This window comes from Trinickia dabaoshanensis (assembly GCF_002879885.1).
Classification (GTDB): domain Bacteria; phylum Pseudomonadota; class Gammaproteobacteria; order Burkholderiales; family Burkholderiaceae; genus Trinickia; species Trinickia dabaoshanensis.
In genome coordinates, this window is record NZ_PNYA01000002.1 from 237,542 (window position 1) to 261,903 (window position 24,362).

Here is a 24,362-nt window from a genome sequence, read left to right on the forward strand (position 1 = left end):
TTGCGCTCGTCACACGAAACGCGCGGTGCTACAGTGCGTGCTCGCCTTCGGCCCAACTATCGTCACGCTCAATCCCCGCCATGATCGGTCGCATTGCCGGCATCCTGCTCGAAAAGAATCCGCCCCATTTGCTCGTCGACTGCAACGGCATCGGCTATGAAGTCGATGTGCCGATGAGCACCTTCTACAACCTTCCGTCCGCGGGCGAAAAGGTCGTGTTGCTCACGCAGCTCATCGTGCGCGAGGACGCGCACTTGCTCTACGGCTTCGGCACGGCGCAGGAACGCTCGACGTTCCGCGAGTTGCTGAAGATCAGCGGTATCGGAGCGCGCATGGCGCTCGCGGTGCTGTCCGGCATGAGCGTGCAGGAACTGGCGCAAGCCGTCACGCTGCAGGACGCCGCACGGCTCACCCGCGTCCCGGGCATCGGCAAGAAAACGGCCGAACGGCTGCTGCTCGAACTGAAGGGCAAGCTCGGCGCGGATATCGGTGCCGCGGCGGCAGGCGTCTCGCCGTCCGATCACGCCTCCGACATCCTGAACGCGCTGCTCGCCCTCGGTTATTCGGAGAAGGAAGGGCTGGCGGCGATCAAGAACGTGCCGGCGGGTACCGGCGTTTCGGAAGGCATCAAGCTCGCGCTCAAGGCGCTTTCCAAGGCGTGAACCGGCGCACCGCGCGATAAGCGCCCCGCCCGGCGCGCGGTACAATGGCACGCATGATCGAAACCGACAAGCTCGCCAGCGAGCGCATCATTGCCGCCACCCCCGCGTCGTCGCACGAAGAAGCGTTCGAGCGCGCGTTGCGTCCGCGCCAACTCGATGAATACGTCGGGCAGGAAAAGGTGCGCGGCCAGCTCGAGATTTTTATCGAAGCCGCCAAACGCCGCTCCGAAGCGCTCGACCACGTGTTGTTGTTCGGGCCGCCCGGGCTCGGCAAAACGACCCTCGCGCACATCATCGCGCGCGAAATGGGCGTCAATTTGCGTCAAACGTCGGGGCCGGTGCTGGAACGCGCCGGCGACCTGGCCGCGCTGCTGACGAATCTCGAAGCGAACGATGTCCTTTTCATCGACGAAATCCACCGGCTCTCGCCGGTCGTCGAGGAAATTCTGTATCCCGCGCTCGAGGATTATCAGATCGACATCATGATCGGCGAAGGACCGGCCGCTCGCAGCGTGAAGCTCGATTTGCAACCGTTCACGCTGGTCGGCGCAACGACCCGGGCCGGGATGCTGACGAATCCGCTGCGCGATCGCTTCGGCATCGTCGCTCGGCTCGAGTTCTATGACGCGGAGCAGCTTTCGCGGATCGTGCGCCGGTCGGCGGCGCTGCTCGGCGCACAGATCCATCCGGACGGCGCGCTGGAAATCGCCAAGCGCTCGCGCGGTACGCCTCGGATCGCGAATCGTCTGCTGCGGCGCGTGCGCGACTACGCCGAGGTCAAGGCCGACGGCGCCATCAGTGCGCGCGTGGCCGATGCGGCGCTGGCGATGCTCGATGTCGATCCGGTCGGGTTCGATCTCATGGACCGCAAGCTGCTCGAAGCCATCTTGCACAAGTTCGACGGCGGCCCGGTCGGCGTGGACAACCTCGCCGCGGCGATCGGCGAGGAGCGCGATACGATCGAAGACGTCCTCGAGCCGTATTTGATCCAGCAAGGCTTCTTGCAGCGCACGCCGCGCGGACGCGTGGCAACGCTCGCGGCATACCGTCATTTCGGCCTTTCCGCGCCGGACGCTCAGAGCCCGGTGCGCAATTTGTGGGACGACGCGGGCGGCGCGTAAGCGTCCCTGCGGGCTTGGGGGAGCGATGTCCGAACCGGCTCAGCGAAGCGGCGACGGGCGGGACACAGCCGATCCCGCATTCATCATGCGCCTTCGGCAACGGATCTCGCAGGGCGTGCTCAGCATGACGAGCGGGAGCGGACCCACGCTCGATTACTCGAATCCACCCGGCGATCCGGGGCTATTCGGCCCCGACGCGGTCTGCTGGCGCGTCCATGCCGATTTCACCTCCATGATGATCGGCGGCATCAGCGCATTGATGCTGCAGGCGCTGCACCCCTTGGCACTCGCCGGCGTCTGGGACCATTCGACGTTCCGCACCGACATGCGCGGCCGCTTGCGGCGAACCGCCACCTTCATCGCGGGAACGACGTACGGCGCGCGCGCCGATGCCCTTGCGCTGATCGAGCGCGTCAAGCGAATCCATCTCTCGGTGACGGGTGTCGCCCCCGATGGCCGGCCCTACCGGGCCAGCGATCCCGCCTTGCTGACATGGGTGCATGTCGCCGAGGTATCGAGCTTTCTGGCGGCGCACCTGCGCTATGTGAACCCGTCGCTATCGCCCGCCGAGCAAGATCGGTACTACGGTGAAGTCGCGTCGATCGCCAAGATGCTCGGCGCGAGCGACGTGCCCGAAACACGCGCGCAAGTGGCTGCCTATCTGGCGTCGGTGCGCCCCCAGCTCGAAGCAGGGCCGCGCACGCACGAGGTCGTGCGGATATTGCGCCACGCCGCGGCACCCGAAGGTGCGTTGATGCAACCCGCGGTACGGTTGGTATTCAATGCGGGGGTCGACTTGCTGCCCGATTGGGCGCAACGGATGCTCGGTTTCACGGCGCTCGCCCGGCTGCAGGCGGCGCTCGCTCGGCCCGGTGTGCGCCTCGTGGGTCCCGTCATTCGATGGGCGCATGTGAATGCCGTCTCGAAGCGCGCGCGACGGCGCGCGAGTCCTTCTCAGGACGCTTGACGGCCGCGCGCCTTCCCCAGCCCGTCGTCGTCGCTCGCGCCGTCCAAATGCGCGACGTCGGCCCACTCGAGCACGGTAGCCGTGCCGTCTTCACCGAACCGAACCGTATTGATGCTCGTGTTGAGCAACGGATAAGTGCGCGGCGCATCGAGTGCGAGGCCGTGCGCGTAGCGATAGACGCAATCGAGCACCCCCCCGTGCGTCACACAAGCGATGCGGCCGCCCGGGTGTTTCGCCACGATCTCGCCCACGGCGTGCACGATCCGATGATAGAACGCACGCACCGACTCTCCGCCGGCGGGCGTAAAGCTCGGATCGCGGGTCTGCCAGTGGGCGTACTCGTCGGGAAAGCGCTGCGCGATCTCTTGGCTATCGTGCGCCTGGAAAATGCCGTAAGCGCGCTCGCGCAAGCTCTGGAGCAGACGGGGCACGAGTCCGAGTGCCTCGGCGGTCGGCTGCGCCGTTTGCTGCGCGCGCTGCAGATCACTCGAATAAATCGCATCGAGCCGCGCACCGTCGCGCGCCTCACGCACGAAGCGCTCCGCGAGACGCCGGGCTTGCTCGACTCCGGTATCGGCGAGCGCAATGTCGATATGCCCTTGGATGCGCTTGATGCGGTTCCAAGGCGTCTCGCCATGTCGGATGAATAGAATTTGCGTCGGCATCGGCAAATCGAAAAGATCAGGGGCGCGTTTGCAGCCAGAACGTCACGGGGCCGTCGTTGATGAGCGACACCTGCATCATCGCGCCGAACTCGCCCGTCGCAACGATCGGATGGCGTGCGCGCGCCGAGGCGACGAAGTAGTCGAACAGACGCTCGCCCTCTTCGGGAGCCGCCGCCGGCGTGAAGCTCGGCCGCAGGCCGCTCATGGTATCGGCCGCCAGCGTGAATTGGGACACGAGCAGCAAGCCGCCGGCGCGCCCCGCCCCATCGATGTTCGACACCGGCAAGTTCATCTTGCCCGCCGCGTCGCTGAACACGCGATAACCGAGCACCTTCGCAAGCAGCTTGTCGGCGCTCGCTTGCGTATCGCCGCGCTGCGCGCACACGAGCGCCAGGAGTCCCGGGCCGATTTCGCCCGTCACGCGCTCGCCTACGCGCACGCTCGCCTGGGCGACACGTTGGATGAGGGCGATCATCGGACTGCTCCGTTACGGCCGCGGCGAGCCCAGGTGGTCGAGAAGCGCACGGACACGAGCCGCCCTTATGCCGTGAGCGTCACGCGCGCGAATCGGCGTTTGCCGACCTGCACGACGTATTCGCCGGCCTCGACCTTCAGGCCTTTATCCGAAATGACCGTGCCGTCGATACGCACGCCGCCTTGTTCGACGTTACGCAGCGCGTCGCTCGTGGACGCGGCCAGCCCCGCTTGCTTGAGCAGTTGGCCGATCGCCAGCGGCGCGCCGGCGAGCGTGACCGAGGGGATATCGTCGGGCACACCGCCTTTCGCCCGGTGATCGAAATCCTCGAGCGCGCGTTCGGCATCGGCCTGCGAATGAAAGCGCGCGACGATTTCTTGTGCGAGCAGCACCTTGAAGTCGCGCGGGTTGCGTCCTTCCTGCGCCTCGCGGCGGAAATGCGCGATTTCGTCGAGGCTGCGGAACGACAGCAACTCGAAATAGCGCCACATCAGCACGTCCGAAATGCTCATGAGCTTGCCGAACATGTCGGTCGGCTTTTCGCTGATGCCGATGTAGTTGTTCTTCGATTTCGACATCTTTTCGACGCCGTCGAGCCCCTCGAGCAGCGGCATGGTCAAGATGCATTGCTGCTCCTGCCCGTACTGCTTCTGCAATTCTCGACCGACCAGCAAGTTGAACTTTTGGTCGGTGCCGCCGAGTTCCAGATCGGCGTTCAGCGCCACCGAATCGTAGCCCTGCATCAACGGGTACAAGAACTCGTGGATCGAAATCGGCACACCGCCTTGGAAACGCTTCGTGAAATCTTCACGCTCCAGAATACGCGCCACGGTATAGCGCGACGCCAGCTTGATCATACCGTCCGCACCGAGCGGCATCGACCATTCGCTGTTGTAGCGGATTTCGGTTTTTTCGCGATCGAGCACGAGCGCGGCCTGCTCGAAGTACGTTTTGGCGTTCGATTCGATCTGCTCTCGCGTGAGCGGCGGGCGCGTGGCGTTGCGTCCGGAGGGATCGCCGATCAGCGAGGTGAAATCGCCGATGAGGAAGATGACCGTATGGCCGAGGTCCTGAAGCTGGCGCATCTTGTTGAGCACGACCGTATGCCCGACGTGAATATCGGGTGCGGTCGGGTCCAAGCCCAGCTTGATCCGCAGCGGCGTGCCCGTCGCCGCGCTGCGGGCGAGCTTCTGTGCGAACTCCTCTTCGATCAGCAGTTCATCGGCGCCGCGCTTGGCGACGGCGAGCGCGTGGCGCACCTCGTCCGTGATCGGAAACGGCGAGGCGGGCTTGGAGGTGGACTCGGTGCTCATTGTTGAGATCGGTAGATCCGGCTGGCGGATGGTGCAAAAGCCTCAATTGTCCCATATCTGACGCGGCGGCTGACGCGTTCGTGCGGACCCGAGCGTGGCGGCCCGTTCTCGCGGATAATCGGTTCGGCGAGTAAGGCGCGCACACGCCTTCTTCGGGCCGCAGCCGGCCCGCAACCGAGACGAGGAACCACAATTGGCCGCAAACGCGACTGAGAAAGCTGCCGTCGGCATCTACTTCGGGCTGATGTCGGGCACGAGTATGGACGGCGTCGACGGCATCGCCGTCGAGTTCCAGGCGGACGGCCCTCCGCGCGTGCTGGCGGATGCCTTCGTCGGTTTCGCCGACGGTCTGCGCGACGCGCTGTTCGCCCTGCAGCAACCCGGCGAGAACGAAATCGAGCGCGAGGCCCTTGCCGCATCGGCGCTCGCGGCGCGCTATGCCGTATGTTGTCACGAGTTGCTACGCAGTGCGAACATCGCCCCCACGCACGTCCGCGCGATCGGCGTGCACGGTCAAACGGTGCGCCACCGCCCGGAAAAGGGCTACACGCGCCAAATCAACAATCCCGCGCTGCTCGCCGAGATGACGCACATCGACGTCGTCGCCGATTTCCGCAGCCGCGACGTCGCGGCCGGCGGCCAGGGCGCCCCGCTCGTGCCTGCCTTTCATGCGCAGGTTTTCGGGGCTCGGGACGAAACGCGCGTCGTCTGCAATCTCGGCGGCTTCAGCAATATCACGGTCTTGCCGCCTGCGCGCGTGCGCGCGCCGAGCCGTGAAGCCCGTGAGGCGGGCGGCGGCGCCGACGGCGAGTCGGTGCGCGGTTTCGATTGCGGCCCCGCAAATGTATTGCTCGACGAATGGGCGCGGCGCCACCTCGGCACCCCTTACGACGAAGGCGGCCGATTCGCCGCGAGCGGCACGGTGCATCAAGCGTTGCTGAACGTGCTGCTCGACGAACCGTTTTTCGAACAGGCGCCGCCTAAGAGCACCGGTCGAGATTTGTTCAACGGCAAGTGGCTCGACGCCAAACTGGCCGGCTTCGAAACGCTCGCCCCCGCCGACGTCCAAGCGACGCTCGCCGCGCTGAGCGCGGTGAGCGTCGCACGCGAAATCGAGCGGCACGCGCCCGGTTGCCGGGCCGTCTACGTGTGCGGCGGCGGCGCGCGCAACCCGGAACTGCTCAAGGCGCTCGAACACGCGTTCGAGCGCAGCGGCGTCAGCGGCGTGCCGGTCATGACGACGGAAGCGCTGGGCGTTCCGCCGCATCATGTCGAGGCGTTGGCGTTCGCGTGGCTCGCGATGCGCTGCACCGAACGGGCGGCAGGCAACTTGCCGGCGGTCACGGGCGCCGCGGGCGAGCGCGTGTTGGGCGCGATCTATCCGCGTTAAGCACGACGGGACGGGACGCGGCGAGCAAGGCGGAACCCGCGCTTCTCGCCGCCGGGTACCGCATTATAGAAAAACGGGGCCAAAAGGCCCCGTTTGCCGGTCGGACCGATCAACGCGATACGGTTCGATCTCGAACCGCCCGCGCGGCCTCAGTCAGCGATCCTTTATACCGAGAACGACGAACCACAGCCGCACGTGGTGGACGCGTTCGGGTTCTTGATCACGAACTGTGCGCCGTTGATGTCGTCTTTGTAGTCGATCTCGGCGCCCACCAGATACTGGTAGCTCATCGAATCGATCAACAGTTGCACGCCGCCCTTGTTCATGACGGTGTCGTCCTCGTTGATCGCTTCATCGAACGTGAAACCGTACTGAAAGCCCGAGCAGCCGCCACCTTGCACGAACACGCGCAGCTTCAGGTCGGGATTGCCTTCTTCGTCGATCAGTTGTTTCACTTTGTCAGCCGCCGCGTCCGTGAAGACGAAGGGGCTCGGCATTTCAGTCACGGGGGTATCGGTGACGGCGTTCATTCGAACTCTCCAAAAAAGCTTCTAGCGCTATTGTATGGCCCTTCGGCGACTCGTGCTCTGTCCGTCTTTGGTAACCCTATGAATGCAATGGGTTCTCGCGCACGATTTCGGGCCGCCCACCGGCGTTCATCCAAGCGGCCGGCCGCAAAAACGAAAAAGCCGCCGTGCGCATGCAACGGCGGCTTTTTCGATGGCGCACCGCGTAACGCGCGGCACGCTTCGAAACGATTAACGCTTCGAGAATTGCTTCCGGCGACGTGCCTTGTGGAAGCCGACCTTCTTACGTTCGACTTCACGCGCATCACGCGTCACGAAGCCGGCGTTCGACAGAGCCGGCTTCAGGGTGGCGTCGTAATCCATCAGCGCGCGCGTGATACCGTGGCGAACAGCACCGGCTTGGCCCGTTTCACCGCCGCCCGACACGTTGACTTTGATGTCGAACGTCGTGGCGTGGTTCGTGAGCTCGAGCGGCTGACGCACGATCATCAGCGACGTTTCACGCGAGAAGTAATCCGCGATAGGCTTGCCGTTGACGACGATGTCGCCCTTGCCTGCCTTGATGAAGACACGAGCGACGGCGCTTTTGCGGCGGCCCGTACCGTAGTTCCAGTTACCGATCATGTGGGCTCCCCTTAGATCTCGAGCGCCTTCGGCTGTTGAGCCGAGTGCGGATGCGTGGCTTCTGCGTAGACCTTCAGCTTCTTGATCATCGCGTAGCCGAGCGGGCCCTTCGGCAGCATGCCCTTGACCGCTTTCTCGAGCGCGCGGCCCGGGAAGCGTTCTTGCATCTTGCCGAACGTCGTTTCATAAATGCCGCCCGGGTAGCCCGAGTGACGGTAGTACTTCTTGTCCGTGGTCTTGTTGCCCGTGACCTTCAGCTTGCCGGCGTTGATGACGATGATGAAATCACCGGTGTCGACGTGCGGAGTGAACTCAGGCTTATGCTTGCCGCGAAGACGGCGTGCCACTTCGCTGGCGACACGGCCGAGAACCTTATCCGTCGCGTCAATCACGTACCATTCGCGCGTCACCTGTTCGGCTTTAGCGGAAAACGTCTTCATGATCGATCCAAAAAATTGACTTGCCCTTCGTATTTTTCCTGCTTGGATGTGGCGCATCGAGGCACCGTGCAGGCTCTCCCTGTTCTTCTTCCGCGGGCATGAATGCGGAAAAGCCCTGAATTATAAAGGAATTTGACAGCGCACGTCAAAGGCGTTCTCACCGGCGCGCGGCAACCGCCGAGGAGCGCTTCGAGGGCGGGGGAAAACATGCCTGGCGCCCGATTCGAACCGCCGCGCCTCATGCGCCCGCTATGTGGGCCGGGCCTGGGCCGGGCCGCGCCGGCCGAAGGCAAAAAAAAGCCCGAACTCTAGGCTCGGGCTTAATCCACCTAAGGAGGAGGGTGGAGGAGACATGCGGAGATTGTCGAAAGCGACAATCAATGAAGCGCATTGTACAGAGCGAGCGCGCACTAGGCAAGAAAATTTGCATCGCGAAAAGAGATCTCATAATGTGAGATATGCTTGTCCATTGCGATGGAAAGGCGGCCCGACCCCGCTCGGGGGCCGGGGCTACAATGCCGATCCATCGAAGATAAACTCGGAAGAACGGGAGCGACGCTATGGAATGCAAAGTGAGCTGGATGGGGGCCGACGGCATGGCATTCGCCGCCGAGACGGGCAGCGGCCATCTGGCGATGATGGACGGGGCGCCGGAAGGCGGCGGGCGCAATTTGGCTCCGCGGCCGATGGAGATGGTGCTGCTCGGCACCGGCGGATGCACGGCCTACGATGTCGTGATGATTTTGAAGAAGAGCCGGCAGGAAATCGCGGGGTGTTCCGTGACGCTCAAGGCCGAGCGCGCAAGCGAAGACCCGAAGGTATTCACGAAAATCCACTTCCACTTTACGGTGACGGGCAAGAACCTGAATCCCGCCACGGTCGAGCGCGCGATCAACCTATCGCACGACAAGTACTGCTCGGCCTCGATCATGATGGCCAAGACGGCCGAACTCACGCACTCTTTCGAGATCGTCGAAGCTTGAACACCATCGGAGGCGGCCCGCGAGCCGCCTTCGAGCCGCTGGCCGGAAGAAATCATCGCCGGTCACGAGAGCGGGGATCGATCTCGCCAAATAACGTAAAAAGCAAAGCAGGCCGGTAAGCCGGATTCTGTGCACTTGCGACGCCTTACGGCGCCGCAAGCGTGGCAGCCATTCCTCTAGGCGCGCCATTGCTGACGCGCTCGAGCTTCCTACCCGCAAGCGAGACGGGGGCCCCGCCCTGCGCCCGAAGGCGCGCGCCTGCCTATTTGGAATTGCTCCGGGTGGAGGTTGCCGTGCCGTCTGCGTCGCCGCAGCCGCGGTGCGCTCTTACCGCACCGTTTCACCCTTACCTGATCCCAGCTTGCGCCGGGCCATCGGCGGTTTGTTCTCTGTTGCCCTGTTCCGCGTGTTGCCACGGATGGCCGTTAGCCATCACCCTGCCCTATGGAGTCCGGACTTTCCTCGCCCTTCCCGGCGCAAACCGGGAAAGCCGCGACTGCCTGGCCTACTTTGCTGACGTGCAGTTTACCATTGCCCGCCTCACCGCGACCGGCGCCGCCCCGAACGAAACACCTGTGCATCGTCGTAAAACAGCGGATCGGCATTCGCGGGCCAAAATCCGGGGACGCCCAGCACCGGCAGCGGTGCATAGCGGCGAGTGTCGAGTTCCTCCTCGGCGAGCGAGGCGGCGACCGCGCGATCGAGCCAGTCGTCGCGGCGCTCGGTAGTCCAGGCGAAATACTCGGGCGGCGCGGCAACGATCCAGGCGTGCCCCGTGCAGGCCTTGTATGGCTCGATCAGCTTTTCGAGCAACGCATGGCCGAATACGCGCACCTCACAACGCTCGCCCCACGCAGCGCGCTCGTCGATAAACAAACGCCGCCATTCGAATCCAGTCAGCGCGGCACTCAGAGACGGGTCCGCACAGACGAACAGCACCGCGTTTTCATCGAACAGCGTCAGAAAATCGCGCTCGGCACCGCGTGTGCCGCCCACCCCGCTCCGATCGATTGCGTTTGCTTGCCGCGCATTGAGCGTGGCCTTCACGCGCGGATGGGCAAACCATACGAGTGCATTGAAAAAATCGTGCAAGTTGCGGCGCGTCGGCACCGAGCCCGTTTGCGCGATATGGGCTTCATACGCGACACCGGGTGGCAACTCGGCCTGCTCGATGAACGAGAGCGGCCGCCCAGCGCCGGTCACATGCCCGGCCTGCGCCGCCTCTCGTGCCAGCATCCGAAGATAGCCGGACGGATCGGCGCCGGCTCGATCGCGCCAGCGCATTCCGCGCTCCGCGTAAGGCGCCAGCCAAGGGGCCGACCAGTCGATTCGATCGATGCCGGCGATGGGCGCGCCCTCCTCGGGCGCACCCGCGCATCCGTGCAACATCGTCTGTTCCGGTAAGCGCAACCGGCCACCCTGGCTTAGGCGAGCCGCCAGCCGATCGACTCGCCGGCGCGCAGCGGTACCACCAACGCTTCGCCCGCGAGGATTTCCGCCGGTAGCGTCCAGCGCTCGCGCACGAGCGTGACGCGCTCGCTGCTGCGCGGCAGGCTGTAAAAATCGGGACCGAAGAAGCTCGCAAACCCCTCGAGCTTATCGAGCGCACCGGCATTTTCGAACGCTTCCGCGTAGAGCTCGAGCGCGTGCAGCGCCGTGTAGCAACCGGCGCAGCCGCACGCATGCTCCTTCAGGCCCTTCGGATGCGGGGCGCTGTCGGTACCGAGGAAAAAGCGCGGATTGCCCGAGGTCGCCGCCTCGACGAGCGCCACACGGTGCGTTTCGCGCTTGAGCACCGGCAGACAGTAGTAATGCGGGCGAATGCCGCCTTGGAAGATCGCGTTGCGGTTGTAGAGCAGGTGATGCGCGGTGATCGTCGCACCGAGCAGGCCCGCCGGCGCGCCGTCATCGCGCACGTATTGCGCCGCGTCCTTCGTCGTGATGTGTTCGAACACCACCTTTAGCGCCGGAAAATCGCGGCGCAGCGGCGTCATCACGCGATCGATGAAGACCTTCTCGCGATCGAACAGGTCGATCGACGCATCGGTGACTTCGCCATGCACGAGCAACGGCATGCCGACTTCTTGCATCGTCTCGAGCGTCTTTGCGCATTTCGATAGGTCGGTCACGCCGAAATCGGAATTGGTCGTCGCGCCCGCCGGATACAGCTTCACACCATGCACGAATCCGCTTTCGCGCGCGCGCCGGATTTCATCGGGCGGGGTATTGTCGGTCAAATAAAGCGTCATCAACGGCTCGAACGTCGAACCGACCGGCAGCGCCGCGAGAATGCGCTCGCGATACGCACGCGCGGCCTCGACGGTCGTGACCGGCGGCTTCAGATTCGGCATGACGATCGCGCGCCCGAACTGGCGGACGGTATGGGGCAGCACCGCGCTGAGCATTTCGCCGTCGCGCAAATGCAAGTGCCAGTCGTCGGGGCGGGCCAAGGTGAGCGAGGCGCACGCGCCGGCGGCGTTCAGGGACGAATCGGAAACGGTCATGGCGAAGATCGGGCTAGGAGGGCCGCGGGTAACCCGCGTGGCAACAAGACGTGGAAAACGGACACCTTTAGGGCAAGCAAGCCGAGCGCCATCGTGGAAAAACCGCAACGGCCGCACCGTCGCGCCGGCGGATTTCGCTTTTTTCGGCCGGCGGCTCGGTATATGCTTCGAAAAAACATATTGTAGCGGGTTCGCAGTCGGGGCCCGCCCGTTCACACGCACCGCCAGCCGTAAAATGTGCCAACTCCTCGGAATGAACTGCGCCGCGCCGACGGACGTCACGTTCTCCTTCACGGGCTTCGCAGCCCGCGGCGGCATCACGGATCATCATGCCGACGGCTGGGGCATCGCCTTCTTCGAAGACAAAGCCTGCCGCCTGTTCATCGACCATCAATCGTCGGCCACCTCGCCGATCGCCGAAATGGTCAAGCGGTATCCGATCAAATCGAAGAACACGATCGCGCATATCCGTAAGGCCACGCAAGGGCATATCCTGCTCGAGAACTGCCACCCGTTCATGCGGGAGTTGTGGGGGCGGCATTGGATCTTCGCGCACAATGGCGATTTACAGGCGTACCGGCCCGAGATCACGGGCACGTATCAACCCGTGGGCACGACCGATAGCGAGCTTGCGTTTTGCGCATTGATGCAGGGTTTGCGCCGCGCGTTTCCGGGCACGCAGCCGCCGCTGCAAGAGTTGTTCGATGCGCTCGCCGCGCTCACGCGCGAGATCACGAATTACGGCGTGTTCAATTTTCTGATGTCGAACGGCCAGGCGCTGTTCGCGCATTGCTCCACGCATCTGCACTACATCGTGAGGCGTTGGCCGTTTTCGACGGCGCATCTGGTCGATGCCGACGTGTCGATCGATTTCGCGCAGTACACGACGCCCGAGGATCGCGTAGCCGTCATCGCCACGCAGCCGCTCACCGACGACGAGGTTTGGACCGCGTTCGCACCGGGCGATCTACTGATGTTCCAGGACGGCGAAGTCACGGCGCGCGCGCATATTCCGGTGCCGCTGAGCGTGCTCGAAAAAGCACGCAACCCGGCCTGCGACCCCAGCGCCTCGGCCTCGACGCGCGCGCCGCTAGCCGTCTCCGGCGCGGTTGCCGACGCTGACGACATCGCGGCATTCGAATCGTAAAGCGCCGTTCGCCCTAGCGAAGCGCGCTTGGCCGCTCGCACGCTCAGTGCAGGATCTTCGCCAAAAATTCCTTCGCGCGATCGGACTTCGGATTCTCGAAAAACGCCTCTTTCCGGTCGTCTTCGACGATCGCCCCGCGGTCCATGAAGATGACACGGTGCGCGACCTTTTTCGCAAACCCCATTTCGTGGGTCACGCACATCATCGTCATTCCCTCTTGCGCCAACTCGACCATCACGTCGAGCACTTCGTTGATCATTTCCGGATCGAGCGCGGAGGTGGGCTCATCGAACAACATCGCCACCGGGTCCATCGACAAGGCCCGCGCGATCGCCACGCGCTGTTGCTGGCCGCCCGAAAGTTGCGCCGGAAATTTGTCGGCCTGCGCTTTCAAACCCACGCGATCGAGCAGCGCCAAACCTTTGTCGAAGGCCTCGTCCTTCGAGCGGCCGAGCACCTTCAACTGCGCGAGCGTGAGGTTCTCCATGATCGATAGATGCGGAAAGAGCTCGAAGTGCTGGAAGACCATGCCCACTTTCGAGCGCAGCTTCGACAGGTTCGTCCGCGCATCGCGCAGCGATTGACCATCGACGACGATCTCGCCTTCTTGAAACGACTCGAGACCGTTCACGGTCTTGATCAACGTCGACTTGCCCGAGCCCGACGGCCCGCATACGACGACGACTTCGCCTTTGGCGACTTGCGTCGTGCAATCGGACAGCACCTGGAACGTGCCGTACCACTTCGAAACGTGCTCGATCGAAATCATCCAGTCATCCCTTTGCAAAAACGCTCGCCGCCCACAGCTCGAGCCGGCGAAGCCTTCGCATGATACGCGGCCTCGCCGCATACGAAAAACGGGCGGCACCTTTTCGATGCCGCCCGTCCAGGGGAAGCCGGATGCGCCGTGAAGGGCGCGCCGGCAAGTCAAACCCGTTTCGCTTGTGGCGATAGGGAATCAGGGGTACAGGCCACGCATTTCGCGCGCCATCAAAATCCGCTTACACGCGACGATGAACGCCGCCGTACGCATCGACACCTTGTTTTCGCTCGCGACCTGCCAGACGGCATTGAACGCTTCGCGCATCACGCGCTCGAGACGCTGGTTGATCTCGTCCTCGGTCCAGAAGAAGCTCGAGAAGTCTTGCACCCACTCGAAGTACGACACGGTCACGCCGCCCGCGTTGGCCACGACGTCGGGGATGATGAGCACGCCCTTGTCGTGCAAGATGTCGTCGGCTGCAGTCGTCGTCGGGCCGTTCGCGCCTTCCACGATGATCTTCGTCTTGATCTTGCCGGCGTTCTTTTCGGTGATCTGGTTTTCGAGCGCGGCGGGGATCAGGATGTCGGTTTCGATCGTCCAGAATTCGTCGTTCGCGAGCGGTTCGGCGCCCGCGAAGCCGCCCACGCCACCCGTATTCGCCACGTGCGCGAGCAACGCGTTCGTATCGATACCGCTCGACTTGTAGAGCGAACCGGAGTGATCTTGCACCGCGACGACCTTCGCGCCCGCTTCTTCGAACAGACGCGCGGCGATACCGCCCACGTTGCCGAAGCCTTGCACGGCGATACGCGCACCTTGAATGTCGAGGCCCACGCGGCGCGCCGCTTCGGTGCCGACGACGAACACGCCGCGGCCCGTCGCTTCGCGGCGGCCCAGCGAGCCGCCCAGCGCGATCGGCTTACCCGTCACGACGCCCGTGGCCGTTTGGCCTTGGTTCATCGAGTAGGTGTCCATCATCCACGCCATGATCTGCTCGTTCGTGTTGACGTCAGGCGCGGGAATGTCCGTGTTCGGTCCGATGATGATGCCGATCTCGCTCGTGTAGCGGCGCGTCACGCGCTCGAGCTCGCCGCGCGACAGCTTGCGCGGATCGACACGGATACCGCCCTTCGCACCGCCGTACGGCACGTTCACGGCCGCGTTCTTCACCGACATCCAAGCCGACAGGGCCATCACTTCGGACAGCGTCACGTCCTGGTGATAACGCACGCCGCCCTTGCCGGGGCCGCGCGAGACGTTGTGCTGGACACGATAGCCTTCGAAGTGCGCAACGGTGCCGTTATCGAGTTCGATAGGCACGTCGACGATGAGAATGCGCTTCGGACGCTTGAGTGTTTCGAGCCAACGCGACGACGAACCGAGGTACGGCGCGACGCGATCGACTTGACGCAGATAGTTTCCCCAGGGGCCGAGATCGTCGGCATGAAGGTACGAGGGGATCGATTGTGCAGACGTGGTGGACTGCAATTGCGAGGACATGGACACTCCAACGGTCACTGAATGTGCGCCATTGTCGAAAAAGGGCATTTTGAAATCCAATGCCGTTTGGTCATCCCGTTATGCATTTCTTGCATAACCTTCCGGCAACGGCTTCGGCCTCACGGCGCGCCTCGCCTTTGCCCGGCAAGACGCGCGCTTACGCTTGGGTCACGCCGAGCTCGCCGGCGACGACCTGCCATAAGCGGCGCACGAGCTCTTGGCGCGGATCGTCGGCGTTGCTCGCGAGCTTGTCGCGATACAAGCGGATTTCCATCGTCAACGTGAAGCGATCGGCGGCGAATCCACGCGAGGCGGTGCGGTCGAGCCGGATCAGTTCGCCCGCGGCCACGGCATCCTCCACCGCGCTGTGCGGCAAGAACGCGACACCGTGCCCGGCAAGGGCCATCGCCTTGAGCGCCTCGGCCATGTCGGTTTCGTAGATGCGATCCAAGCAGAGCCGCTCCGGCGCGTTCGCCACGATCACCTCGGTCATGCGGCCGAGGTACGCATTCGGCGTGTACGACAGATACGGAACGGGTGCATCGGGCGTGCCCGGAAGCAGATAACGCGCGCGGCCGGCGCGCGTCGGGGCGGAGAACGGGCTGATCGGCTCGAAGCCGAGCGTGAGCATGTCGTAGCGCCCGGGATCGAGCGCCACCGGATGGCTCGGATGGTGATAGCCCATGATGAGGTCGCAACCGCCCTCCACTAGGGAGAGCACGGCATCGTGCACGTTCAGCGCGCGCAGCCGCGTGTGAATGGAGCCCATCTGCGCTTCGATGCGCTGCAGCCACTTCGGAAAATAGGTGAGCGACAGCGTATGGGGCACCGCGAACTCGATCGTGGCCGCCGGTGCGCCGGCATGCCCGCGCAGCAAGATCCGCGACTCGTGCATGTGCGAGAGCATCGCGAGCGCCTGCTCCCGGAACACTTCGCCGGCCTGCGTCAACCGGGTCGGATAGACCGAGCGGTCGATCAGCTCCGTACCGAGCCACGCTTCGAGCGCTTGGATTCGTCGGGAGAATGCGGGCTGCGTCACGTGCCGCAACTCGGCCGAACGGCTAAAGCTGCGCGTCTCGGCGAGCGATACGAAATCTTCCAGCCATTTGAGTTCCATGCGAAGCGAGGGCCGTGCGAGCCGAACGGTGAACGACGCTCGCATTGTACCGGCCCCCCCGGTCGATGGCCCCGCGGCGCTCGTGCCGCGCGGCACGGCGACGCAGCCGGCCCCCATTGCGCGCGTTCGCATGGCAACGTTGATGCAGCGCACCATCGGCGCGCGCCGGGCACATCGCCGGTGCCTGCCGCGCGATGCAGGTGCTCTGCCGGCACCGTGCGGGGGATCGTCGCGCGCCGGCCGGGCCTCGGCAAAACAAGTATCACAAATGCGGCAATCCCAAGCAGGACCTGGCGCCCAGGACGCCGGGCCGGTTCGGGAAGTCGTCGATGGCATAGGGCTTGCATTGGCGAGCCGTCGCGCGGCCCCGCAGGCGGCGCCGGCACCAACGCCTAATACGATTCATCCGACGCGAGGACGATCATGAAGAACCTGCAACATGCGCTACGGAGCGGCAATTGGCGCTCGCTCCTCGCGTGCTTCCTTTACTTCGACACCGGCTTCACCGTGTGGGTCCTGTACGGACCGCTCGCTCCTTTCATCGGCAAGAGCATTGCGATGACGGCCGCGCAGCAGGGCTTTCTCGTCGCGGTGCCGGTCCTGTCGGCCGCGATTTTGCGCGTGGCGCTCGGCAACCTCTATCAATCGACGAACGGCCGTCGCGTGGCGCTGATGGGCGTGCTGCTCTCGGCCGTGCCCACTATCGTGCTGCCGCTCCTACCGACGACGCCCTCCTACACGCTCTTACTCGTGCTCGGCGTGTTTCTGGGCGTGGGCGGGGCGAGCTTCGCCGTCGCATTGCCGATGGCGGGCAGCAGCTATCCGCCGAAGGTTCAAGGCCTCGTGCTAGGTTTGGCCGCAGCCGGGAACATCGGCGCGGTGCTCGACGGCTTCCTGTTCCCGCACGTGGCCGATGCGCTGGGCTGGCAATACGCCGCCGCCGCCGCGTTGCCGCTGCTGGCGATCGCCGGTCTCGCACTCTTCGCCTGGGGCGAGGACCGCGGAGAAAAAGCCGGGAGCGTCGGCCGCGCGCTTGCGGGCTTCGCCACGATCTTCGCCGGGTTGATCGTGCTCGTGCTCGCGGTGCATGCGGGCGCATTCGGCTCGGGCCGCGCCGGCGTGCTGCTGTTGCCGGTACTCGGCGCGGCCGGTGCCATTGCGCTGCTGCCGGCCCGCTATCGCGCGGTGCTCGCGGAACGCGACACGTGGGTCATGATGCTCGTCTACAGCATCACGTTCGGCGGCTTCGTCGGCATGTCGTCGTATGTGACGCTGCTGCTGACGACGCTTTACCAAATGCCGAAGCTCGAGGCAGGTCTGTTCATGTCGCTGCTCGCGTTCCTCGGCGCGATCGTGCGCCCGGTCGGCGGCTATGTGGCCGATCGGATCACCGGCGTGCGCGCGCTCACCGGATTGCTGGCCGCGATCTCGGCCGCCGACTTCCTATTCGCCGCCTGGATGCCGCCGCTCGGGGGCGGCATCGCGATCCTCGTCTGCCTGTACCTCGCATTCGGTTTGGGCAACGGCGCCACGTTCCAACTCGTGCCGCACCGTTGGAAAGGCAAGACCGGTCTGCTCTCGGGCGTGATCGGCGCGGCCGGCGGCATCGGCGGCTTCTATCTGCCGGTCGTCATGGGTATCGCCAAGGAAAGCACGGGCAGCTATCAAATGGGCTTCGCCACCTTCGGTGCGCTCGCGGCCTGCGCTTGCCTCGCGATTTTGGCGCTGCGCGCGCAGTGGCTCGTTTGGGCCAGCCCGGCCGGGGCCGCGATCGGGGCCGCGCCGGCGGCTCACGTCCCGCACGGCGCCACGGCCGGCGAATAACGCGCCGGATTTGGCCGGGCGGACGCCGCTCGGCGGACATAGTGGGGGGCGAGGCCGTGCGTCGCCAAGCACGGCCCCCGGCGGTGGTAAAATCGCGGGTTCTCCCCCTGCACCCGAACCCGCGCCTCGAGCGCGATGCCGATCATGTCCGATACCCGCGCCGATACGCTGTTTGCCCTCACCGCCCTCTCGCCGCTCGACGGCCGCTACGCGGCCAAAACCGAAGCGCTGCGCGACTGGCTCTCCGAAGCCGCGTTCATGCGCCATCGCGTGACGGTCGAAGTCCACTGGCTCATTGCGCTCTCGCAAGCCGGTTTCGCGGAAATCCCGCGTTTCTCGGAAGCCGCCGAGCAATTCCTGCTCGACCTCGTCGCGCGTTTCTCGGTGCACGACGCCGCGCGCATCAAAGAGATCGAGCGCGTCACGAACCACGACGTCAAGGCCGTGGAATATTGGCTCAAGGAATCGGTGAAGGGCCAAGCCGAACTCGAGCGCGCAAGCGAATTCATCCACTTCGCCTGCACCTCCGAAGACATCAACAACACGTCGCACGGCCTCATGCTCGCCGGTGCCCGCGAGCACGTCATCTTGCCGGCGCTGCGCTCGGTGCATGGCCGCCTCGTGGCGCTGGCGCATGCGCACGCGGAGCAGCCGATGCTCTCGCGCACGCACGGCCAGCCGGCGAGCCCCACGACGCTCGGCAAGGAAATCGCGAACGTCGCCGCGCGCCTTTCGCGCGCGATCGAGCGCATCGCCAAGGTCGAAATTCTCGCCAAGATGAACGGCGCCGTGGGCAACTACAACGCGCATTTGTCGGCCTATCCGGGCTTCGATTGGGAATCGTTCTCGCGCGACATCATCGAACAGCGCCTGAAGCTCACCTTCAATCCGTACACGATTCAAATCGAGCCGCACGATTACATGGCTGAGCTGTTCGATGCTTGCGCACGGGCCAATACGATTCTGCTCGATCTCGCTCGCGACGTCTGGGGCTACATCTCGCTCGGCTACTTCAAACAAAAGACGAAGGCCGGCGAGATCGGCTCGTCGACGATGCCGCACAAGGTCAACCCGATCGATTTCGAAAACTCGGAAGGCAACCTCGGTCTCGCGAACGCCACGCTGCGCCATCTGGCCGATAAGCTGCCCGTCTCGCGCTGGCAGCGCGACCTGACCGACTCCACGGTCCTGCGCAACATGGGCGTCGCGCTCGGCTATTCGCTGCTGGCGTACGACGCGTTGATCCGCGGGCTGGACAAGCTCGAAGTCAACCCGGCTCGCCTGAACGAAGACCTCGACGGCTGCTGGGAAGTGCTGGCCGAGCCCGTGCAGACGGTCATGCGCCGCTTCGGCATCGAAAATCCGTACGAGCAACTGAAGGAACTGACGCGCGGCAAGGGCATCACGCGCGAAGCGTTGCAGGAATTCATCGCCAAGCTGGCGATTCCCGACGAGGCGAAGGCGCAGTTGATGGCGATGACGCCCGCGTCCTACACGGGTAAGGCCGTCGAACTGGCGAAACGCATCGGCTGAAGCGATTCGCTCGATGGCGGGGGCCATGCTCCCCGCCCGTTCAACGCGCGCCGCCGCGACCGGCGCGCGTACCACCCCGCGCATTCCCGCTTGCCCCCGCTTGTGCTTCGCCGTCCCCAAGGTTCGACAAACGACCGAACCGCGCCATCATTTCAAATAATGATTTGAATATGACTGATTTGTTAATGCCAATTGCATTAGTTGAATTTCATGTCGCCGCAAGAATTCGCTTTTATAATCAAAACAAATACCAAGCAGAGGGCCAGCATGAGCGACACAAATCTCCGTTCGTATCGATTTTCCTTACAGGACTATTCGACTAGCGAACGTCTCGAAGCATGGCAGGCACAATATTCGGTTGCCGAATTCTCTTTGACCTCTCCATTCGACGCGGCAGTCGACTATGAATTCGAAGGATATACGCTCGGTAATATTTCCGTCGGAAAATGGGCCTACCGGCAAGAACCGAACAGCGGTATTCCGCTCACGTACATGCTCGACCGGTCCGTCCCGCGTATTAGACGTGACGGTCTGGATAACTATTCCTTCAATCTGCGCACCGGCGGAGCCGTCCATGGCGAAATCGATGGACGCTCGTTGTCCGTCCAACCCGGCGAAATCCTCATGGTCGATCAAGCGCGCCCGTATCGCCGCGAGATCGAGGCGGGCGATGCGATCACGCTGCTCGTTGCGCGCGACATGTTGCCGAATCTCCCCACCCATATCCACGGTACGATTTTCCGCGGCGGTATCAGTCAACTGCTCGACGATTATTTGAGAAGCCTGTTGGGCAAAATCGGCTCGATCACGCCGCTCGAGGCGCTGCACGCCGAACAGGCGACGCTGAGTCTCGTGAAGGCCATGCTGAGTCCGACGACGCAAGACGTCGCGAGCGCGCGCAACGAACTGCTGTCGACGCTTTACGTCAAGATCAAGGAGTACATCCGGCGCAATTTGGAATCGCCGGAACTGTCTCCGGACTTGATCTGCAAGGAAATCGGCATTTCCCGCTCGAGTCTTTACCGGCTGTTCGAACAAGACGGCGGCGTCGCGAATTACATTCGCAAGCGGCGCCTGCTCGCGATCCACCGGGCGTTGATGTCGCCCGACAGTTCGCGTCATCGAATCGGCGATCTCGCTTACCGGTACGGCTTCAACAGCAACACCCAACTGAGCCGCGCGTTCAAGCAAGAATTCGGTCACGCGCCGAGCGAGACGCGCGAAGCCGCCGAGCGCGCGCAGCACTTATCGACTACCAAACGCATCGATGCCGACTACAGCGGCTGGCTCGCGCAAATGCGATAGGCGAGCCGCGCAAGCGAATGCGGCCCGGTACCTAGGCACCGGGCCGCTCGTCCCCTACACGTGAGCTTAGGCGAACGCTTCCACGGCGGCCGCCGTATCTTCGAAGATCCGGTAATGACGGATCAGGCCACCTTCCACCTGTGCGACGACAGCGAATTCGCTCTTGAACGTTTTGCCCGTCTTGCGCACGCGGTGTTGCATGAAACCGTAGGCGAACACGTGGTCGTCGGCCTCGGCCCATTTCCGAATCTCGAACTGCTCCGTCTCGAACTGCTCGCCCAGCGTGGTGAGCAAACGCTCGACGCCCACGCGCCCGACGAAACGGCCGTAAATCGGCAGATTCTGCGGCCCTTGCGGCTCGAACACCGTTGCGTCGTCGATCACCGACAGCGCACCCGGCAGGTCGCGAGCGCCGACCTTCGAGAAAAACACCTGCAGCGGATTGAGTGCCATACGTAACTCCATGAATAGTAGAGGCGAAGCGGGATTGTCAGGACCGGCTCCCGCTAGAGCGCCGGTATCTCGATGCGTCGCCGGCTACGACTCGAGCAGCGCGATCTTGCCGTGGACGCCCGCCCAGCGCGCTGCATCGACAGGCGGCTTCTGGCTGCGCGTGATGCTCGGCCAGGACTGCGCCAGCGTCGCGTTGACGGCGACGAAGGCGTATTGCGCGGCGGGTACGTCCTCGGCGGGATAGATCGCGCCGACGGGACATTGCGCGCGGCACACGCCGCAGTCGATGCACTCGTTGGGGTCGATGACGAGGAAGTTCGCCCCTTCGTGAAAGCAATCGACCGGGCACACCTCGACGCAATCGGTGTAGCGGCACTTGATGCAGTTTTCAGTGACGACATGCGCCATGTTGGCTCCCCTTCAAAACGCGGCGCTCACGGCGCCGCCGATGCGTGCACGCGCAGCGACGCCGAGGCGAACAGCCGCTCGATCCACTGGCGTGTCTCATCCGGGCTAGGCGTGCCGATGATGCCGGCGAGCGGCGTCTCATGCGCCGAATAGGTCACGTGCGATGCGAATGCGCGGCCGCCCTCGAGTTCGTTCCAAGCCAGTACCGCCGGGCTCGTACGAAACGCCTCGACGCCGGCCAAGCCGTCGAAGCGCCCGCCGCGCAGTTGATGACCTGGAAACACGAACCAGCCGTGCCAAAGCTGCTGCGCGAACGGCGCCCGCGGCTCGATGCGCAGCGTCTCGCCGAGCAACAACCGCAATTCGGCCGACGGCATATGAACGCCCGTGGCCAATTCGAAGGTCACGACGACGTCGGCGCCGCCCACGCGATTGCCGACCTCCAAGAACACGAGTTCGCCGCCATCGTCGATCGCTTCGAGATGGAAGGCGCCCGAATCGATACGAACGGCCTTCAAAACCGCATCGACCCAGCGGCGGGCGGCGTCGCTCAGCGCGAAATGAAACGAGCCGAGCGGCCGGCCCGCCGCATAGTCGAGACAGGTACCGACATAGCGGCTCGCGCAGATCGCGCGAATCTCGCCGCCGGCGACGATACCGTCGAAATGCAGAATCGGACCCTCGACGTATTCCTCGAGTTGAAACGCGTCGATATCCGAACGCTCCGCGTCGAGCGCGGCGACGCCCGTGCGGCGCGCGGAGAGCGCGTCGAATAGCGCGGCGGGCGATTCGAACACGACCACGTCGGCACTGGACGCCCCGCTGTGCGGCTTGAGCACCGTCCGGCCGCGCCACGGCGTTTGGCCCTGCCCCTCGAGCCACGCGCGCAACGCGGCGAAGCGCGGCACGCGTAAATGCGCCTCGTGCACCGCCTGCTTCATCTTCACTTTGTCGCGCACGAGCAGCACTTGCTCGACCGATTTGCCGCCGATGCCGAGCCGCGTCCGCAGCTTCGCCGCATCGAGCAACTCGTATTCGGACAGAGAGATCACGATGTCGAAATGCCGCGGATTCGCGTCGAGCCATGCGCTCGCCTCGTCGAACGCGCTGGCCTCGCCCGGACGCTCGACGCGGGTGCAGCGCAGACGCGGCGGGAGCGTGTCGAGAATCTCGCGCTTGCCGAAGTACGTGACGTCGTGCAGATCGTGATCGATGCCGCGCGCGTAGTCGATGCGCGCATACGGCACGCGATGTAGTACGAGGATATTCATCCCAAGTCTCCGAACGATTCGAATGACGGCGCGAATGACGGCGGCCTCACGCCGCGGCACGAGTCGCGCAGGCCGCGTCGAGCGCTGCCGGCCAATTCGCACGCAGATGCGTGACGACATCGCGAATATCGACGTCGTCCGCCTCGAGCGTGATCGTGGCCAGCGCGACGAAATCGGCGTTGTCCCGCGCGATCGCATGCACGAAGCGCCGCTCCGCGGTCAACCACTCGAAGCCGCGCGAGCGCAGCGCACCTTCGCGCAACCCGAGCGCGCCGACGGTGCGTGCGATCGCATCGTCGAGCGGGGCCGCATCGACGCGCACGTCTTGCGGCGAAAACAACTGATCGCGGCCGACGCCGAGCATCACCGCAGCGGCGAACCGCTCGGGAGCAGGCAGGGAGCTAGGCGGCGCGATGCCCCAGAGCGCATCGATCCACGCATGAAACAGGTCGATGCCGTAAGCCCAACGCGCGAGCCACCAGATCTTCATTCCCGCCGGCCGCCGGTTGGGTTCCACGACGGCCGCGTGCAGCCCGTCGTCGCTGAGTTTGATTTCGTTGTGGAACGGACCGTCGCGCTGCCCCACGAGCACGTTCGCGAAGCGCCCGGCACGGGCCAGCGTCTCGACTTCATGAGCGGCGAGGCGCGACGGCAGAATCTGCGCGACTTCGACCGGATAGCGCCCTGTCGCACTGATTTTCTCGGTGATGAAAGACAAGGCGCCGAGGCCGTCGTAGGAGAACTCTCGCGCGAACGGAATGAGCTCCTCGCATATCACGCCGCGCGATAGATAAGGTGCGGCCTCGGCGAAAGCCGCCTCGAAGTTTTCGCCGCTGCGCACGACGACGACGCCCCGATTGTTGCCCTCGCACGAGGGCTTCACGACGAAGCCGTTCGGGTGATCGGCGGCAAACCGGCGCAAATCGTCGGCCGATGCGGCTTGCGTATAGTCGGGCACCATGACGCGCTGCGCCTGCAGCAGCGCGCGCACCCGATGCTCGGCAACCCGATAGGCGTGCTTGCTGAACGCACCTTCGGCAAGTACCGGCGAATCGACCGCGAGCCCGAGCCGCTCGAGCAACGCGGCGCCTTGCTGGACCGCGTTATCGGAAAACACGATGCCCGCGCGCAGCTCGCCGGCGATCGGCGCGAGCCGTGCGAGCGCGTCGGTAACGAAATGCTCGGCGAGCGGGTCCAGATCGATTACGGCGTCGCAGATCCGCCGGTCGCGCTCGCTGGGTCCCCAGCGGATCAGCACGGTTCGCGCACCATGACGCTCGCGTGCGTACTGGGCCAGGTGCGCAACGTCGTCCACCCGGCTCAAGTTGTAATCGACGATCAGCAGCGTCGATGCGGATTGACCTTTCATG

General features: G+C 64.4%; 24 protein-coding genes and 1 other RNA gene. 9 read left to right on the forward strand and 16 right to left on the reverse strand.

Going from position 1 to position 24,362, the window contains the following annotated elements:
- Positions 1-80: 80 nt before the first annotated feature.
- Genes ruvA through C0Z18_RS02970 form a run of 3 tightly spaced genes read left to right on the forward strand, consistent with a single transcriptional unit; the run spans position 81 to position 2,750 of the window.
- The gene (gene ruvA, locus C0Z18_RS02960) at positions 81-662 is read left to right on the forward strand and encodes a Holliday junction branch migration protein RuvA (RefSeq protein ID WP_102643867.1); all 582 of its coding nucleotides are present in this window, start codon (positions 81-83) and stop codon (positions 660-662) included.
- Between the two features lie 53 nt (positions 663-715).
- Positions 716-1,783 (forward strand): Holliday junction branch migration DNA helicase RuvB, encoded by a 1,068-nt coding sequence (gene ruvB / locus C0Z18_RS02965; RefSeq protein WP_102643868.1) that lies wholly within the window; start codon positions 716-718, stop codon positions 1,781-1,783.
- Between the two features lie 25 nt (positions 1,784-1,808).
- Complete coding sequence (locus C0Z18_RS02970; protein WP_102643869.1) at positions 1,809-2,750, forward strand: oxygenase MpaB family protein; 942 nt, start codon at positions 1,809-1,811, stop codon at positions 2,748-2,750.
- Here C0Z18_RS02970 and C0Z18_RS02975 read toward each other — a convergent pair.
- The 3 genes from C0Z18_RS02975 to tyrS all read right to left on the reverse strand — a co-directional run bounded on the left by C0Z18_RS02975 (position 2,738) and on the right by tyrS (position 5,203).
- Positions 2,738-3,415 (reverse strand): histidine phosphatase family protein, encoded by a 678-nt coding sequence (locus C0Z18_RS02975; RefSeq protein ID WP_102643870.1) that lies wholly within the window; start codon positions 3,413-3,415, stop codon positions 2,738-2,740. The genes C0Z18_RS02970 and C0Z18_RS02975 overlap by 13 nt on opposite strands.
- Positions 3,416-3,431: 16 nt before the next feature.
- Positions 3,432-3,890, reverse strand: coding sequence for a D-aminoacyl-tRNA deacylase (gene dtd, locus C0Z18_RS02980; RefSeq protein ID WP_102643871.1), 459 nt, complete (start codon positions 3,888-3,890; stop codon positions 3,432-3,434).
- Between the two features lie 65 nt (positions 3,891-3,955).
- A complete protein-coding gene (tyrS, locus tag C0Z18_RS02985) occupies positions 3,956-5,203 on the reverse strand; it encodes a tyrosine--tRNA ligase (protein ID WP_102643872.1) in 1,248 nt (415 codons plus the stop codon).
- A gap of 193 nt (positions 5,204-5,396) precedes the next feature.
- Here tyrS and C0Z18_RS02990 point away from each other — a divergent pair, with 193 nt between their 5' ends.
- Positions 5,397-6,593: an anhydro-N-acetylmuramic acid kinase gene (locus tag C0Z18_RS02990; RefSeq protein ID WP_269845260.1), complete on the forward strand. Its 1,197-nt coding sequence runs from the start codon at positions 5,397-5,399 to the stop codon at positions 6,591-6,593.
- 164 nt (positions 6,594-6,757) lie between these two features.
- Here the strand turns inward: C0Z18_RS02990 and erpA are convergent, their stop codons facing one another.
- From erpA to rplM, 3 genes are all read right to left on the reverse strand, one after another.
- Positions 6,758-7,123 carry an iron-sulfur cluster insertion protein ErpA gene (gene erpA / locus C0Z18_RS02995; RefSeq protein ID WP_102643873.1) on the reverse strand — a complete coding sequence of 122 codons (366 nt, stop codon included), beginning with the start codon at positions 7,121-7,123 and terminating at the stop codon, positions 6,758-6,760.
- Between the two features lie 228 nt (positions 7,124-7,351).
- The gene (gene rpsI / locus C0Z18_RS03000; protein ID WP_102643874.1) at positions 7,352-7,744 is read right to left on the reverse strand and encodes a 30S ribosomal protein S9; all 393 of its coding nucleotides are present in this window, start codon (positions 7,742-7,744) and stop codon (positions 7,352-7,354) included.
- A gap of 11 nt (positions 7,745-7,755) precedes the next feature.
- Positions 7,756-8,184 (reverse strand): 50S ribosomal protein L13, encoded by a 429-nt coding sequence (gene rplM, locus C0Z18_RS03005; RefSeq protein WP_102643875.1) that lies wholly within the window; start codon positions 8,182-8,184, stop codon positions 7,756-7,758.
- A 560-nt stretch (positions 8,185-8,744) separates the two neighbouring features.
- On the opposite strand from rplM, the gene C0Z18_RS03010 reads away from it, so the two are divergent.
- On the forward strand, positions 8,745-9,167 hold the full coding sequence (locus tag C0Z18_RS03010) for an OsmC family protein (protein WP_102643876.1): 423 nt from the start codon (positions 8,745-8,747) through the stop codon (positions 9,165-9,167).
- 100 nt (positions 9,168-9,267) lie between these two features.
- On the opposite strand, the gene rnpB is transcribed toward C0Z18_RS03010, so the two are convergent.
- The 3 genes from rnpB to pyrC form a co-directional block, all read right to left on the reverse strand.
- An RNA gene (gene rnpB, locus C0Z18_RS03015) (RNase P RNA component class A) lies at positions 9,268-9,679 on the reverse strand.
- A gap of 28 nt (positions 9,680-9,707) precedes the next feature.
- Positions 9,708-10,556, reverse strand: a complete 849-nt coding sequence (locus C0Z18_RS03020) for a DUF3025 domain-containing protein (protein WP_102643877.1) — start codon at positions 10,554-10,556, stop codon at positions 9,708-9,710.
- 35 nt (positions 10,557-10,591) lie between these two features.
- Entirely contained in the window at positions 10,592-11,671 is a 1,080-nt protein-coding gene (gene pyrC, locus C0Z18_RS03025) for a dihydroorotase (RefSeq protein ID WP_102643878.1), read from the reverse strand.
- 235 nt (positions 11,672-11,906) lie between these two features.
- Here pyrC and C0Z18_RS03030 point away from each other — a divergent pair, with 235 nt between their 5' ends.
- Entirely contained in the window at positions 11,907-12,818 is a 912-nt protein-coding gene (locus tag C0Z18_RS03030; RefSeq protein ID WP_102643879.1) for a class II glutamine amidotransferase, read from the forward strand.
- A gap of 43 nt (positions 12,819-12,861) precedes the next feature.
- Here C0Z18_RS03030 and C0Z18_RS03035 read toward each other — a convergent pair whose 3' ends face one another.
- The 3 genes from C0Z18_RS03035 to C0Z18_RS03045 all read right to left on the reverse strand — a co-directional run bounded on the left by C0Z18_RS03035 (position 12,862) and on the right by C0Z18_RS03045 (position 16,198).
- Entirely contained in the window at positions 12,862-13,587 is a 726-nt protein-coding gene (locus C0Z18_RS03035; protein ID WP_102644018.1) for an amino acid ABC transporter ATP-binding protein, read from the reverse strand.
- A gap of 189 nt (positions 13,588-13,776) precedes the next feature.
- Positions 13,777-15,081, reverse strand: coding sequence for a Glu/Leu/Phe/Val family dehydrogenase (locus C0Z18_RS03040; RefSeq protein WP_102643880.1), 1,305 nt, complete (start codon positions 15,079-15,081; stop codon positions 13,777-13,779).
- A 157-nt stretch (positions 15,082-15,238) separates the two neighbouring features.
- Complete coding sequence (locus C0Z18_RS03045) at positions 15,239-16,198, reverse strand: LysR family transcriptional regulator (RefSeq protein ID WP_102644019.1); 960 nt, start codon at positions 16,196-16,198, stop codon at positions 15,239-15,241.
- Between the two features lie 423 nt (positions 16,199-16,621).
- Here C0Z18_RS03045 and C0Z18_RS03050 point away from each other — a divergent pair, with 423 nt between their 5' ends.
- From C0Z18_RS03050 to C0Z18_RS03060, 3 genes are all read left to right on the forward strand, one after another.
- On the forward strand, positions 16,622-18,022 hold the full coding sequence (locus tag C0Z18_RS03050) for an MFS transporter (RefSeq protein ID WP_102643881.1): 1,401 nt from the start codon (positions 16,622-16,624) through the stop codon (positions 18,020-18,022).
- 144 nt (positions 18,023-18,166) lie between these two features.
- Entirely contained in the window at positions 18,167-19,555 is a 1,389-nt protein-coding gene (gene purB / locus C0Z18_RS03055; RefSeq protein ID WP_102644020.1) for an adenylosuccinate lyase, read from the forward strand.
- Positions 19,556-19,822: 267 nt separating this feature from the next.
- Complete coding sequence (locus C0Z18_RS03060; RefSeq protein ID WP_102643882.1) at positions 19,823-20,860, forward strand: helix-turn-helix domain-containing protein; 1,038 nt, start codon at positions 19,823-19,825, stop codon at positions 20,858-20,860.
- Between the two features lie 66 nt (positions 20,861-20,926).
- Here the strand turns inward: C0Z18_RS03060 and C0Z18_RS03065 are convergent, their stop codons facing one another.
- The 4 genes from C0Z18_RS03065 to C0Z18_RS03080 all read right to left on the reverse strand — a co-directional run bounded on the left by C0Z18_RS03065 (position 20,927) and on the right by C0Z18_RS03080 (position 24,361).
- On the reverse strand, positions 20,927-21,313 hold the full coding sequence (locus tag C0Z18_RS03065) for a nuclear transport factor 2 family protein (protein WP_102643883.1): 387 nt from the start codon (positions 21,311-21,313) through the stop codon (positions 20,927-20,929).
- A gap of 84 nt (positions 21,314-21,397) precedes the next feature.
- Complete coding sequence (fdxA, locus tag C0Z18_RS03070; protein ID WP_102643884.1) at positions 21,398-21,721, reverse strand: ferredoxin FdxA; 324 nt, start codon at positions 21,719-21,721, stop codon at positions 21,398-21,400.
- A 26-nt stretch (positions 21,722-21,747) separates the two neighbouring features.
- Positions 21,748-22,992 (reverse strand): ATP-grasp domain-containing protein, encoded by a 1,245-nt coding sequence (locus C0Z18_RS03075; protein WP_102643885.1) that lies wholly within the window; start codon positions 22,990-22,992, stop codon positions 21,748-21,750.
- Positions 22,993-23,038: 46 nt separating this feature from the next.
- Positions 23,039-24,361 (reverse strand): ATP-grasp domain-containing protein, encoded by a 1,323-nt coding sequence (locus tag C0Z18_RS03080; RefSeq protein WP_102643886.1) that lies wholly within the window; start codon positions 24,359-24,361, stop codon positions 23,039-23,041.
- Between the last annotated feature and the right edge of the window lies 1 nt (position 24,362).

Bases quoted from the DNA above. Each gene is read 5' to 3' on its own strand.
- ruvA (WP_102643867.1), top strand. From the start codon at position 81: ATGATCGGTCGCATTGCCGGCATCCTGCTCGAAAAGAATCCGCCCCAT.
- ruvB (WP_102643868.1), top strand. From the start codon at position 716: ATGATCGAAACCGACAAGCTCGCCAGCGAGCGCATCATTGCCGCCACC.
- C0Z18_RS02970 (WP_102643869.1), top strand. From the start codon at position 1,809: ATGTCCGAACCGGCTCAGCGAAGCGGCGACGGGCGGGACACAGCCGAT.
- C0Z18_RS02975 (WP_102643870.1), bottom strand. From the start codon at position 3,415: ATGCCGACGCAAATTCTATTCATCCGACATGGCGAGACGCCTTGGAAC.
- dtd (WP_102643871.1), bottom strand. From the start codon at position 3,890: ATGATCGCCCTCATCCAACGTGTCGCCCAGGCGAGCGTGCGCGTAGGC.
- tyrS (WP_102643872.1), bottom strand. From the start codon at position 5,203: ATGAGCACCGAGTCCACCTCCAAGCCCGCCTCGCCGTTTCCGATCACG.
- erpA (WP_102643873.1), bottom strand. From the start codon at position 7,123: ATGAACGCCGTCACCGATACCCCCGTGACTGAAATGCCGAGCCCCTTC.
- rpsI (WP_102643874.1), bottom strand. From the start codon at position 7,744: ATGATCGGTAACTGGAACTACGGTACGGGCCGCCGCAAAAGCGCCGTC.
- rplM (WP_102643875.1), bottom strand. From the start codon at position 8,184: ATGAAGACGTTTTCCGCTAAAGCCGAACAGGTGACGCGCGAATGGTAC.
- C0Z18_RS03010 (WP_102643876.1), top strand. From the start codon at position 8,745: ATGGAATGCAAAGTGAGCTGGATGGGGGCCGACGGCATGGCATTCGCC.
- C0Z18_RS03020 (WP_102643877.1), bottom strand. From the start codon at position 10,556: ATGTTGCACGGATGCGCGGGTGCGCCCGAGGAGGGCGCGCCCATCGCC.
- pyrC (WP_102643878.1), bottom strand. From the start codon at position 11,671: ATGACCGTTTCCGATTCGTCCCTGAACGCCGCCGGCGCGTGCGCCTCG.
- C0Z18_RS03030 (WP_102643879.1), top strand. From the start codon at position 11,907: ATGTGCCAACTCCTCGGAATGAACTGCGCCGCGCCGACGGACGTCACG.
- C0Z18_RS03035 (WP_102644018.1), bottom strand. From the start codon at position 13,587: ATGATTTCGATCGAGCACGTTTCGAAGTGGTACGGCACGTTCCAGGTG.
- C0Z18_RS03040 (WP_102643880.1), bottom strand. From the start codon at position 15,081: ATGTCCTCGCAATTGCAGTCCACCACGTCTGCACAATCGATCCCCTCG.
- C0Z18_RS03045 (WP_102644019.1), bottom strand. From the start codon at position 16,198: ATGGAACTCAAATGGCTGGAAGATTTCGTATCGCTCGCCGAGACGCGC.
- C0Z18_RS03050 (WP_102643881.1), top strand. From the start codon at position 16,622: ATGAAGAACCTGCAACATGCGCTACGGAGCGGCAATTGGCGCTCGCTC.
- purB (WP_102644020.1), top strand. From the start codon at position 18,167: ATGTCCGATACCCGCGCCGATACGCTGTTTGCCCTCACCGCCCTCTCG.
- C0Z18_RS03060 (WP_102643882.1), top strand. From the start codon at position 19,823: ATGAGCGACACAAATCTCCGTTCGTATCGATTTTCCTTACAGGACTAT.
- C0Z18_RS03065 (WP_102643883.1), bottom strand. From the start codon at position 21,313: ATGGCACTCAATCCGCTGCAGGTGTTTTTCTCGAAGGTCGGCGCTCGC.
- fdxA (WP_102643884.1), bottom strand. From the start codon at position 21,721: ATGGCGCATGTCGTCACTGAAAACTGCATCAAGTGCCGCTACACCGAT.
- C0Z18_RS03075 (WP_102643885.1), bottom strand. From the start codon at position 22,992: ATGAATATCCTCGTACTACATCGCGTGCCGTATGCGCGCATCGACTAC.
- C0Z18_RS03080 (WP_102643886.1), bottom strand. From the start codon at position 24,361: ATGAAAGGTCAATCCGCATCGACGCTGCTGATCGTCGATTACAACTTG.